At 70.4% G+C, this 12,851-nt stretch carries 9 protein-coding genes; 7 read left to right on the top strand and 2 right to left on the bottom strand.

Annotation, left to right across the window (positions count from 1 at the left end; genetic code table 11):
* Nucleotides 1–13: 13 nt before the first annotated feature.
* Together AC5L36_RS07390 and AC5L36_RS07385 are read right to left on the bottom strand one after the other, a co-directional pair.
* Nucleotides 14–1,804 (bottom strand): RICIN domain-containing protein, encoded by a 1,791-nt coding sequence (locus tag AC5L36_RS07390; RefSeq protein ID WP_441220925.1) that lies wholly within the window; start codon nt 1,802–1,804, stop codon nt 14–16.
* A gap of 65 nt (nt 1,805–1,869) precedes the next feature.
* A complete protein-coding gene (locus AC5L36_RS07385; protein WP_441220923.1) occupies nt 1,870–2,880 on the bottom strand; it encodes a LacI family DNA-binding transcriptional regulator in 1,011 nt (336 codons plus the stop codon).
* A 165-nt stretch (nt 2,881–3,045) separates the two neighbouring features.
* On the opposite strand from AC5L36_RS07385, the gene AC5L36_RS07380 reads away from it, so the two are divergent.
* The 7 genes from AC5L36_RS07380 (at nt 3,046) to AC5L36_RS07350 (ending at nt 12,834) form a co-directional block, all read left to right on the top strand.
* Complete coding sequence (locus AC5L36_RS07380; RefSeq protein WP_441220921.1) at nt 3,046–4,296, top strand: sugar ABC transporter substrate-binding protein; 1,251 nt, start codon at nt 3,046–3,048, stop codon at nt 4,294–4,296.
* On the top strand, nt 4,283–5,170 hold the full coding sequence (locus AC5L36_RS07375; protein WP_441220920.1) for a carbohydrate ABC transporter permease: 888 nt from the start codon (nt 4,283–4,285) through the stop codon (nt 5,168–5,170). Before AC5L36_RS07380 ends, AC5L36_RS07375 begins: the two co-directional genes overlap by 14 nt.
* On the top strand, nt 5,167–5,976 hold the full coding sequence (locus tag AC5L36_RS07370) for a carbohydrate ABC transporter permease (protein ID WP_441220919.1): 810 nt from the start codon (nt 5,167–5,169) through the stop codon (nt 5,974–5,976). The genes AC5L36_RS07375 and AC5L36_RS07370 overlap by 4 nt, the downstream gene beginning before the upstream one ends.
* Nucleotides 5,977–5,994: 18 nt before the next feature.
* A complete protein-coding gene (locus AC5L36_RS07365; protein WP_441220917.1) occupies nt 5,995–7,683 on the top strand; it encodes an amylo-alpha-1,6-glucosidase in 1,689 nt (562 codons plus the stop codon).
* On the top strand, nt 7,680–7,817 hold the full coding sequence (locus tag AC5L36_RS07360) for a hypothetical protein (protein WP_441220915.1): 138 nt from the start codon (nt 7,680–7,682) through the stop codon (nt 7,815–7,817). The genes AC5L36_RS07365 and AC5L36_RS07360 overlap by 4 nt, the downstream gene beginning before the upstream one ends.
* Before the next feature lie 102 nt (nt 7,818–7,919).
* Nucleotides 7,920–9,644: a cellulose binding domain-containing protein gene (locus AC5L36_RS07355; RefSeq protein ID WP_441220913.1), complete on the top strand. Its 1,725-nt coding sequence runs from the start codon at nt 7,920–7,922 to the stop codon at nt 9,642–9,644.
* A 682-nt stretch (nt 9,645–10,326) separates the two neighbouring features.
* The gene (locus AC5L36_RS07350; protein ID WP_441220912.1) at nt 10,327–12,834 is read left to right on the top strand and encodes a right-handed parallel beta-helix repeat-containing protein; all 2,508 of its coding nucleotides are present in this window, start codon (nt 10,327–10,329) and stop codon (nt 12,832–12,834) included.
* Nucleotides 12,835–12,851: the final 17 nt, after the last annotated feature.

Here is a 12,851-nt window from a genome sequence, read left to right as displayed (position 1 = left end):
CCGGCAATTGCCTTCAGCGGCCCCAGAGGCGCCAGGTCTGGTTGAGGGGGCTGCCTTGGCCGGCAGGGTTGCAGGTCCACTGGTGGACGCGGGCGTTCGCGGCGGTCGAGATGGCGCTGACGTCGACGCACTTGCCGCTGTGCCGGGCGACGAGCTGGTAGTCGTGGGCGTCGTTGCCGCCGTAGGTCACCTTCCGCAGGGTGAACTGCTGGTTGGTGCCGCTGCCGCAGGTCCACTGCTGCACCGCTGCACCGTCCGCTGTGGACGCGCCGTTGACGTCGAGGCACTTGCCGCTCTGCTGGTTGACGACGGTGTAGGTGTTGGCGACACCGGCGACCGGGCGGAAGTTCCACAGCTGCTGGTCGCCACCCTCGCAGTAGTACTGCTGCTGCTGGTTGCCGTCCGCGGTGCCGAGGTTGGTGTTGTCGAGGCACTGCTGGGAGTGCTGGGCGACCGCCACCGACTGGAAGCCGCCGTCCGAGGGCGGCAGCAGCGTGATGCTGAACGTGTCGTCGGCGTTGGAGTGCGGCAGGTTGACCGTGGTGGCGTTGCCCGACAGCGTCACGACCGTGTTGGCGATGGTGATCGGGCCCTGCACGGCGCCGCCGCCGTTGTACGGGATGCGCTGGGCGACGACGCGCACCTGGTTGTTCTGCACGATGCCGCTGGTGGTGTCGAGGCGCTGGAGGTTGACGGCGATGTTGCCGGTGGTGCCGCCACCGCCGACGAGCACCTTGGCCACGCCGGAAGCCTTGGTCGCGAAGGCGTCGTACGCGGTACTCGGCGTGACGGACGCGATCGTGCCGGTCTGTCCACCGTAGAACCGGTACGCCCACCACTCGCCCTTGGGCAGGTGCTGGCCGGCTGAGTTGCGGGTCAGGAGGTTGCCGAGGTCGTTGTGCAGGTTGTTGGTGCTGGCCCAGTTGGCGCGCAGCCCGTCGGCGCCGGCACGCTCGAGGCGGGCGATGTACCAGGAGCCGTCGCCGGGGTTCTGCTCGCTCGTGGAGCCGTACTCGTTGATCTGGTACGGGCGCGGGTGTGGGATGCCCCGGGAGTTCAATGTGGAGTTGGCCACGCCCACGTTCGCGACCGGGTCGCCGGGCAGGCTGTGCCAGCTGACGATGTCCGGCACGACGTTGTTGGCGCGGACGAAGTCGAGGTACTGCACCCACCAGCCGCCGGTCGACGGCACGCAGGCGCAGCTCGGTCCGACGATCAGGTGGCTGGGAAACTCGGCGCGCAGGCGCTGGTACGTGCGCCGCCACAGCTCGAAGTACTGCGCCTGCGGGCGGTTCCAAAATAGACCGAGGTTCGGCTCGTTCCAGATGTCCCACTGCACGGCGATCCCGGCGGCCCGCACGTCGCCGATCAGCCTGGTGAGGAAGGCGTCGTAGTCGCTCCAGTTGCCGTTGTCGCCGGGGAAGCGGGAGATCGGGTAGCCGTCGGCGCCCCACAGGTCGTGCGGGAGGATGACGAACTGCCCGCCGAGCGCGATGGTGCGGCGGGCCTGGGCGAGGGTCGAGTTCCAGCGCCGGTCGTACGTGCCGGCGACCCAGCCGCCGGGCTGGCCGAGCTGGGCGCCGCCGGCCCGCATGTAGCGGAACTTGACGTCGCGGTAGAAGTGGTCGGCGGGGCCGGAGGCGTTCTCGGTCATGCCGTAGATCCAGCCGGAGGCGCGGTACGTGGGGGAGCCGCCGGCCACGGAGAAGTTGACGGCGATGGACTCGTCCGCGGCCTGTGCGGGCGCGGCGTTGGTGAGGAGGGCGGCGGCGAGGGCGAGGGTCGTGAGGAGGGCACGTCGCATGGCGAACTCCAGGAGGGATCGCGGGACGAGCGGAGAACTGCTCGTCCCGGAGTGGGGGCGGTGGCTTACCTGGTGGGTGCCGGGCCGGTGCTCGCGCGCAGCGAGATCGGCGGGGTGAGCAGCAGGTGCCGGGGTGGTGCGTCGGGGGTGGCGATGCGTTCCAGCAGCAGGTCGACGGCGTGGTTGCCCATTTCGGTGGGCACGTCCGCCGCGGTCAGCGGCGGGCGGAAGTCCTCGGCCCAGTGCCGGGCTGCGACGCCCGCGATGGACATGTCCCGGGGGACGACGACGCGGGCGCGTTCCAGGGCGCGCTGTATGCCCGGCAGCGCGGCCTCGTTGATGGTGGCGATGGCGGTGACGTCGGGGTGTTCGTCGCGCAGCTGTTCGAGGCAGGCCTCGCCGCCGGCCGCGTCGTCGGCGCAGCAGAGGTCGACGCCGGTCAGTCCACGTTGGGCGATCGCCTCGGTGAACCCGGTCAGCGCGCGCTGTGCCGGTCCGTAGCCGGCGGCGACGAGCTCGGCGGAGCGGTTGACCAGAGCGATGTGGCGGTGGCCGAGGTCGGCGAGGTGGTGTACGCACCGGGCGATCAGGGTGGCGTAGTCGACGTCGACCCAGCACGTGCCGTGCGGGTGGGCGGTGTGGCCGATGGTGACGAACGGCAGGCCGGTCTGCTGTAGCCGGGTGACCCGCTCGTCCTCCAGGCGGATCTCCATCAGGATGACGCCGTCGACCCGCCGGCCGCTGACGATCCGTTCGAAAGAGCGGTCGTGGTCGCCGCCGGACGGGGATAGCAGCACGTCGAGGTCGACGCGGGCGGCGGCCTCGACCACGCTGGCGACGAAGCCGAGCTGCATGTCGGTGAGGCGCAGGCTGGCCGGGGGGATGACCAGGCCGAGGGTGCGGGTGCGCCCCTCCTTCAGGGCGCGGGCCGCGGCGTTGGGCCGGTAGTCAAGCTCGTCGATGACGGCCTGGATGCGCTGGCGGGTCTCTTCGGACACGACTCGCTTGCCGCTGAGCGCGTACGAGACGGTGCTGCGGGACACTCCGGCCCGCCGGGCGATCTCGCCGATGTTCATGGCGTACTCCTCACGACCAGCAGCTTAGAGCACGTAGCGAATCGGTTCGCTGCGGAGCGTACGGCCGATCGGCCGTGAGTGTCAACGGGCTCTTGACGGTCGCCTGACGGCAGGCCTATGTTCTGGCGAACCGATTCCGCGAACCGATTCGCTAGGGGCATCCATATGAAGACATGGCGCGGCCTGGGCGCCGCTCTGGTCGCCGTCGCCATCGCCGGTGGCGCGGTAGCCTGCTCATCCTCGGACGACGGCGACGGCTCGACCGGAGGATCCGGGGGCGGCACGTACGCCATCTGGGACCCGTACCCGCAGTTCAACGACGACTCCGCCTGGGTCAAGCTGCTCAAGAGCTGCGGCACCTCGGCCGGCGTGACCGTCGAGCGCACCGGCTACGACACCACCGACCTGACCAACAAGGCCCTGCTCGCCGCGCAGCAGGACAACTCGCCGGACGTACTGATCATCGACAACCCGGTGATCTCCACGCTCGCCGAGGCGGGCGCGCTCACCACCACGGAGGAGACGAAGCTCGACACGTCGGCGATGGAGCCCAACCTGCTCGGCGCTGGGCAGAGCGGCGGCAAGACCTACGGCGTCCCGATCGGCGCCAACACGCTCGCCCTGTACTACAACAAGGACCTGCTGGCCAAGGCGGGCGTGGACGTGGCGTCGGTCAAGGACTGGACGTCGCTGACCGTCGCGTTGGCGAAGGTGAAGGGGGCGGGGAAGAAAGGCATCACGTTCTCCGCGATCGGCACCGAGGAGGGCAGCTTCCAGTTCCTGCCGTGGTTCTGGGGCTCGGGCGCGCAGCTGACCGCGCTCGACTCGCCGCAGGCGGTCTCCGCGCTGACCCTGTGGACCGAGTGGCTGCGCAACGGATACGCGCCGAACTCGGTCATCAACAACACTCAGACCACCAGCTGGCAGGAGTTCGCCAGCGGCGACTACGCGTTCAGCGAGAACGGCACCTGGCAGCTGGCCAACGCCGAGAAGCTCGACTTCGAGTACGGCATCATCCCGATCCCGGCGAGCTCGGGCGGGACGGCGCCGGCGCCGACCGGCGGCGAGTTCGTCTCGATCCCGGTGCAGAGCAAGACGGACCGGTACGCCACCTCGCAGAAGCTGGTGTCCTGCCTGACCAACGCGGACAACCTGCTCACCACCGACACCACCCTGTCGTACATCGCCCCGGTCGCGGCCGTGCAGGACAAGCAGGTCGCCGCCGACGCGAAGCTGAAGGTCTGGGTCGAGGCGGTGAAGGCCGCCAAGGGCCGCACCGGTGACAACCTCGGCACCAAGTACCCGAAGATCTCCGAGCCACTGTGGACGGCGATGCAGGCCGCGCTCAGCGGCGCGAAGACGCCGCAGGAGGCACTGTCCGCCGCGCAGGCGACGGCTGCCGGTGCGACGAAGTAAGACCGGCGATTGGGCGGCGTGGGCGTTCCTGGCTCCGGTGGTCCTGTACCTCCTGGCCTTCTACGCCTACCCGCTCTATCGCAACGTGGAGCTGAGCCTGCGCGAGTACACGGTCCGCTCGTTCGTCCAAGGTGGAGCGCCGTTCGCCGGGCTGGACAACTACCGGAAGATCCTGGAAGACCCGACCTTCGGGCCCGCGCTGCTGCACACCGTCGTGTTCACGCTCGCGTCGCTGGCCTTCCAGTTCAGCATCGGCATGGCGCTCGCGGTCTTCTTCCACCAGCACTTCCCGCTGTCCCGCACACTGCGGGCGCTGTTCCTGGTGCCGTGGCTGCTGCCGCTGATCGTGTCGGCGTCCACCTGGTCGTGGATGCTCAACAGCGACGCCGGCGTGGTCAACGCCGCCCTCGGCGTGGTCGGCGTCGGCCCGGTCAACTGGCTCACCTCGCCGGACTGGTCGCTGGTCTCGGTGATCATCGCGAACATCTGGATCGGTATCCCGTTCAACCTCGTGGTGCTCTACAGCGGGCTCCAGGCCGTGCCGGCCACCCTGTACGAGGCGGCGTCACTGGACGGGGCGACCGGGTGGCAGCGGTTCTGGCGGATCACGTTTCCGCTGCTGCGCCCGGTGTCGGCGATCACCCTGCTGCTCGGGCTGATCTACACGCTCAAGGTCTTCGACATCATCTGGATCATGACCAGGGGCGGTCCCACCGACTCCTCGACGACGTTCGCGACCTGGTCGTACCGGCTCGGGTTCGGCAACCTGCTGCCCTCGTTCGGGCCTGGCGCGGCCGTCGGCAACCTGCTGATCGTCATGGCCCTGGTCTTCGGGCTGATCTACATCCGGATCCAGCGGAGGCAGCGGGCATGAAGCGTCTCCTCAGGACAGTCGTGGGGCTGGTGTTGACCGCGGTCATGCTGTTCCCGGTCTACTGGATGGTCAACGTGTCGTTCACCCGCGACCAGGACATGCGGGCCGATCCGCCACACCTGTTTCCGGTGAACGGCACGCTGGAGGGCTATCGGGCGGTACTGGACCAGCAGCTGCCGTACCTCGGCACCAGCCTGCTGGTCGGGCTCGGCACGGTGGCACTGACCGTGGCGCTGGCCGCGCCGGCCGGGTACGCGCTGGCCAAGCTCCGCCCGCCCGGCGGGGGAGCGCTCAGCTTCGTGCTGCTGATCGCGCAGATGATCCCCGGGATCATCATGGCGATGGGCTTCTACGCCATCTACCTCAACCTCGGCGTGCTCAACTCCGTCCCCGGCCTGATCCTGGCCGACTCGACGATCGCGGTGCCGTTCGGCGTGCTCATCTTCACCGCCTTCATGTCCGGGATACCGGAGGAGCTGATGCAGGCGGCCGTGGTCGACGGTGCCGGCCGGCTGCGCACCTTCTGGTCGGTGGTGCTGCCGGTCAGCCGCAACTCCGTCGTCACCGTGTCACTGTTCGCGTTCCTGTGGGCGTGGTCGGACTTCATCTTCGCGTCCACTCTGGACGGCGGCGGTGACCACCAGCCGATCACGCTCGGCATCTACCAGTACATCGGCAACAACAACCAGCAGTGGAACGCCATCATGGCCACCGCCGTGATCGCCTCCATCCCGGCCACCATCCTGCTCGTGCTCGCCCAGCGCTACGTCGCCGCGGGGGTGACGGCCGGTGCGGTCAAGGACTAAGAAAGTGAGCTGCCACCTATGTTCTCCATCCAGGACATCCCGTTCAGCTACCGCGGATCCTGGCTCGACCTCTCACCGGTGGTGGCCGAGAAGACGTACGCCGAAGATCTGCACCTCGTCTCGCACCAGACCGGCCTGCACGCCGTGCTGCGGTTCACGCCGTCCACGTCCGCGGAGGTGGTCGCCACGCCCGCGCTGCTGACCTGGCGGCACGACGGCGGCCGGGTCCAGCTCGCCTACGAGAGCCCGGACACGATCCGGCTGCGCGGCGACGGCCTCGGCATGCGGGTCGGGGCGGCCGCGGCCACGCTGACCCCGTTCAGCGGCACCTACCTCTATCGCGACCCGGTCGACGGCTCGCACGTCTTCACCTCGTACGAGACCGGCCGCCGCTACCGTCTCACGGTCCTCCTCGCCGGCTCGCCGGTGGCCTCCACCGGCATCGAGGCCCTGGGGGAGGCCGAGAGGTCCGTGACCCTGCCGGCGGACGAGCCGTGGGAGATTGTCGTCGAGGAGTACGAGGCGGCCCGGCGCCCGTACGCGGCGACGGTCCCCTTCGAGGAGGTGCACCGTGCGGCGGCGGCCGCGTTCGCCGGTTTCGTCGACGCGGTCGCACCGTGGCGCGGCCCCGAGACGCCCGCCGCCGAGCTGGCCGCGTACGTGCTGTGGTCGGCCACCGTCGACCCGGCCGGCTTCCTCGCCCGGCCCGCGGTGCTGATGTCCAAGCACTGGATGGACAAGGTCTGGAGCTGGGACCACTGTTTCAACGCCATCGCGCTCGCCGCCGGGGATCCGGAGCTGGCCTGGCACCAGTTCCAGCTCCCGTTCGACCACCAGGACGGCAGCGGCGCGCTGCCCGACTCGGTCACGCACTCGGAGATCCTCTACAACTACGTCAAGCCACCCATCCACGGCTGGGCCCTGCGGCACCTGCGGCGGCGGCTCGACCTGCCGGTGGACCGTGCGGCCCTGACCGAGACGTACGAGCGGCTGGCCCGGTGGACCGAGTTCTGGCTGGAAGCCCGCCGGGTGCCGGGCCACGAGCTGCCGCACTACCAGCACGGCAACGACAGCGGCTGGGATAACGCCACCACCTTCGACGGCGGCCGGGTCGTCGAGACCGCCGACCTCGCGGCCTTCCTGGTCATGCAGCTGCGCTGCCTGGCCGACCTGGCGATGGAGCTGGGTGAGCCCCGCGCCCGCCGCTGGTCCGCCGAGGCGGATCGGGTCCGTGCCGCGATGCTCGACCAGCTGTGGAACGGGGAACGCTTCGACGCCCGCAGCCCGGAGACGGGCCTCCGCCGGGCCAGCACGAGCCTCCTCGGCCTCATGCCGATCGCCCTCGGCGAAGGCCTGCCCGCGGACGTCAGCGCGGCGCTCGCCCGCCGGATCGAGACCCACCTGACCGCGCACGGCCTCGCCACCGAACCGGTCGACTCACCACACTACGCCGCCGACGGCTACTGGCGCGGTCCCATCTGGGCACCGTCCACAGTGCTCATCGAGGACGGGCTGCGCCGCGCCGGCCACACCGACCTCGCCGACGAGATCAGCCAGCGGTTTCGCGCCCTGTGCGAGAAGTCCGGCTTCGCGGAGAACTTCGACGCCGAGTCCGGCACCGGCCTGCGTGACCGTGCCTACACCTGGACCGCCAGCAGCTACCTCATCCTCGCCGCCGCCTCCGTACAGAGGGGTCCAACGACATGAATAGAAAGTTGGCCGCCGCGGCGCTCACCGTCGCCACCGTCCTCTTCGGACTCCAGGTGCCGGCGAACGCGGCCGGCGGCTCCCGCTACGCGCCGCACATCGACAAGATCGGCATTACGCCCTACGCCCAGTAGCAGAATCGGTTCGACGCTTCTAAATAGCCTAGGCCTGACGATATTGACGTCTGTCATCGTCAGGCCTAGGCTTTTTGCGAACCGATTCGACGGGAGTCATCTGTGAATATCGCATTCCGGCGGCGGTCCGTGCGCCGCCTACTGGCCGCCTCGCTGGCGATCGGGGCGCTTGCCGCCGCCGCCACCGTCGCCGCCTCCCCGACGGCGCAGGCCGCGGACGAGTCCATATCCGTCAACTTCGCCAACGCCGGCGGCGCACCGACCTACCGCGCCTCAGGCTGGATCTACGGCATGACCGAAAACGCGGCGGCGCCCGCCGACAACTTCTACCGGGAGGTGAAGTTCCGCTACATGCGCGCCGGCGGCGCCCAGCTGGACAGCCCGGGCGGCTGGGTGTCCGGCAAGTACGACCGCCGGTGGAACGCGACCCGCGCCCAGCTGCTGCGCACCCGCTCGCTGGGTGGCGAGTTCATCATCCTGCCGCACGACCTGTGGGGCGCCGACGGCTACCCGATCTCCCGCTTCCCCGGCGACAACGGCAACTGGGCGGACTACGACGCCTTCCTCACCCGGCTCATCAACGACGTGCGGGCGACCGGCGCGCCCGTGCAGTGGGACATCTGGAACGAGCCCAACCTCGGCCTGTTCTGGAACCGCCCGCAGTCGCAGTACTTCGAGCTGTGGCGTCGCACGTACCCGCGCATCCGCGCCGCGTTTCCCAGCCACCTGATCGTCGGGCCGAGCATCGCCGGCGTGCCGTCGACCGGCGGCTGGTGGGTCCAATACCTCGACTTCGTCAAGTCGACCAACACGATCCCGGACATCTTCAGCTGGCACGCGCTGCCGAGCGACCCGGTGGCCAACGTGGCGACGGCGAACTCCACACTGGACGCCCGCGGCATCCCGCACCCGCGGCCGTACCAGATCAACGAGTACGGCGCGTCCAACGAGCAGAACCCCGGTGACGGCGCCTGGTACATCGCCCGCCTGGAACGGGCCGGCGCCGACGGCCTGCGCGCCAACTGGGCCAGCGGCGGCAACCTGCACAACGACCTCGGCAACCTGCTGGTCCACAACTCCGCCGGCGTGCACCAGCCGAAGGGCGAGTGGTGGGCCTACCGCTTCTACGGTGGACAGACCGGCACGATCGCCTCGGTCACGCCCAGCGCCGCCTACGACGCGTTCGCCACCAAGACCGCGGGCAACGCGAAGATCCTGGTCGGCGGGGGCGGCACCACCGGCAACATCGCCGTCAACCTCCAGCGCCTGGACACCACGAGCGGCGTCGTGCAGGACAACCGGGTGCGCGTGGTCGCCGAACGCATCCCCTACAACGGCGGCGCCGCCGTGCCGGGCGGCCCGGTCGTCATCCAGGACACCGTCGTGACCCTCTCCAACAACGGCACCACGGTCAACCTGCCGCACACCGTCGCCGACGACGCCTTCACCATCACGCTGCTGCCACCGGGCAACACCACCCCACCGCCCACCACCCCCGCGACGACGCCACCGACGACCTCGCCGCCACCCAACCCCTCCGGCTGTACCGCGTCGGTGTCGCTGAACTCGTGGACCGGCGGCTTCGTCGCCACCGTCCGCGTGAGCGCCGGCTCGACCCCGCTCACCGGCTGGCGGGTCACGGCCGCCCTCCCGGCCGGCGCGTCGGTCACCAACACCTGGGGCGCCACTGCGTCCGCCAGCAGCGGCACCGTCCAGTTCGCCAACGTCAGCTGGAACGGCAGCGTCGCCGCCGGCCAGTCCGTGGAGTTCGGCTTCCAGGGCAGCGGCAGCGCCGCCGGCCTGACCCCCACCTGCACCACACCCTGACCACCCCGCCCGGGATGGGCGGCGCACCCACCGCCCATCCCGCGCGATCTAGAGCCTTTTCGGAGTCGAGGTGGCGGGGCGCTAAGTTCCTTTAGGACAAAGATATGAGCTACCGCGATGTCCGTCGTGGTCCAGACCGCCGCTCCCGCGGCCTCACCCGTCCGCCGCTGGTCGCGCTCACCCCTGTTGGGCCGCCGCGACGGTCGCTGTTCGTCCACAATGTCCGTTCCCGGATCGGCGCTCTGGGAAAGCTGCGGATTTTCGTCGCCGCCGGTAACCGCCGCGACGGGGTGAGCGGCGCGAGATTCGAGATCTCGGAGAGTTAGGGCGCTATTTCAACCCCACGTCTCCTAGATCTCGAAGTCTCGTCCCCTTTGGCTGGTGACGCTGCGTCAGGATGGCGGAGGTAGGCCCCGCGAAGGCCCCCTTCGGGGCTTGTCTCGCGGACCTGGCAGTGGACGGCCGGGGGTTTCGGCGAGCGCTGCGAGCCGCCGGCCGGGAGCGGTGCCCGCGGGAGCGTACGGTCTCCAGCTGACGCGGACGGGGGAAAATCTGCCGGGGCGCCGCCACGCGCGTAACCCCGACTCCGAAAGGGCTCTAGATTGTCGGGCGCGGTCATCCGCGCGGCCCATAGGTACTCGGGTCTGCGGGAAGTTGATCGTGGACAGTAGACTCCCGGCCCGTGGCATGGTTGCGCGGTAAAGAAGAGGCCGGTCCCCGGGTGCTGCGGGTCGACGGGCGCCGTTACTCGGCGATCGGCGCGGCGGTCCGGGACGCCCGGGACGGTGACGTCGTCGAGGTCGTCGGTGGCACCTACATCGAGCAGGTGGTCGTCGACAGGGCCATCGAGCTGCGGCCGGTCGAGGGCACGGGCACCGTGGGCCTGGCCAACAACGACGGGCCGCTTACCGTGCGCGCCAATGCCGCCGTGCGTGGCATCACGATCGCCGTCGGCGACGACGGGTGGGGCAACGCCCTGGTGGTTGAGGGTCCGGGTGTGTCCCCACTCGTCGAGGGGTGCCTGATCGGGTCGGGCAGCGCGGCCGCGGTCAAGGTCGCGGCGGGCGCCGCTCCCACATTCCGGGGCTGCCGGGTCGAGGGGTCCTACCGGGCGTTGGAGATCGAGGGCGCGGGCGGGCGGTACGAGGGGTGCGAGTTCGTCGAGTCCTCCTCCGACGCGGTCGTCGCGAGCCGTGGCGCCGCACCGGAGTTCGTCGGCTGCACCGTGTCGCAGCCTCGAAACAACGGGTTGCTGTCCTCTGACGCCGGGACGGTGGTGACCCTGCGTGACTGCCTGGTCGAGCAGGCCGCCGGCTACGGGATCGAGGTCACGGGAGGTGGCCGGGTCGTGCTCACGGGCACGACGCTGCGCGACATGGACCTGGTCGCCGTCTCGGTCAGCGACCGCGAGTCCAGCGTCGAGCTGACCAGCTGCACGATCAGCGGCGAGGGCGGCGACGGCCTGGACATCCGCGCCCATGCGGCGGCGACCCTGACCGACTGCACGATCACGGGCCTGGACTGGGCGGTCAAGACGCTCGGCCGGGGCGCGACCGCGACGGTCACCGGCGGGCGCATCGAGGATGTCGACTACGGCGCGGTCGACTGTGCGGACAAGTCGCGGGTGACGCTCACCGGTGTCGCGGTGCGTCGCGGGGCGGGGCACCTCATGGTGTCGGATCGGGCCACGCTCGTCGCCGAGGACGTGACGATCGAAGACGGCGACAACACGGGGTTCGAGGTGACCGGCGGGGAAGGCCGCTTCACCCGGTGCCGGGTCACCGGGCCCGAGCGGCCCGGCTTCTGGGTGGACGGCGGTCGCGCCTTCCTCGAAGGGTGCGAGGTCAGCGGCGGCCGCAGCTCGGGCTTCTACGTCGAAGGCGGCGACACGGTGCTGACCGGCTGCGTGGCGCACGACAACGCCGAGCAGGGCTTCCAGATCTACGCCGACGCCAAGCTGACCGCCTGCGCCTCGTACGCCAACGGCGAGCCGGACGACGTCGGGATCCAGGCGGGCGCGCCGGTGTCCGCCGACGTCGCCGTCCAGGTGGCGGACGACGAGGACGCGCCGCAGCCGTTCGACGAGATGGTCGACGGGCTCGAAGACGGCCTGGACGAGGTGCGTGCCCTGGTCGACCTCAAGCGCGACGCCGAACTGTCCGATCCGGACGCGCGGGTGGCCGCCGCGCGGCTGCTGGCCGAGATCGAGGACCGCGTCGAGGCGCTGCGCGACCTCGCGGCCACGGTGCCCGGCGCGCCCCTGACCGACCCGGCCGACAAGGCGAAGGCCCTCGCGGTGGTGGGCGAGATCCGCGAGCGCCACGACGCCCTGGAAGGGCTGCTGGAGGGCCGCCCGCTCCCTGGCGAACCGGCCACTGTGGACGAGCTGCTCGGCGAGCTTGAGCGGCTGATCGGGTTGGCCGCGGTCAAGGCCGAGGTGCGCACGCTCGTCGACATCATCGTCGTCGGGCAGCGCCGCAGCGCGGCCGGCCTCAAGACGCCGCCGCTCAGCCGCCACCTCGTCCTCACCGGCAACCCGGGCACGGGGAAGACCACGGTCGCCCGGCTGTACGGTCGGATCCTCGCGGCGCTGGGCCTGCTCGCCAAGGGGCACCTTGTCGAGGTGGCCCGGGTCGACCTCGTCGCCGAGCACGTCGGCGGCACGGCGGTGAAGACGAAGGCGGCGTTCGACAAGGCCCGTGGCGGCGTGCTGTTCATCGACGAGGCGTACGCGCTGTCCCCTGAGGACAGTGGCCGCGACTTCGGCCGGGAGGCCATCGACACGCTGGTGAAGCTGATGGAGGACCACCGTGACGAGGTGGTCGTCATCGCCGCGGGATACACCGGGGAGATGGCCCGGTTCACGGCCGCGAACCCGGGGCTGCGGTCGCGCTTCGGCCAGGTCATCGAGTTTCCGGACTACAGCCCGGAGGAGCTCGTGCGGATCACCGAGATGCAGGCGAACACGCACGACTACGCGCTGTCCGACGAGACCCGCAAGGACCTGCTCGGCTACTACTCGGCCATGAGCCGGGGCGAGGGCTTCGGCAACGGGCGTACGGCGCGGCGCACGTTCGAGATCATGGTGGCCGAGCACGCGAACCGTCTGGCCGGCGCGGCGACGCCGACCGCCGAAGACCTGACCACGCTCCGGCCCGAAGACCTGCCGGACGAGTGGACCGAGCGCTGAACGCGGCGGCGGGACCG

It is taken from the genome of Phytohabitans sp. LZ39 (assembly GCF_059359075.1).
This window is presented reverse-complemented; position numbering and strand designations above follow the sequence as displayed.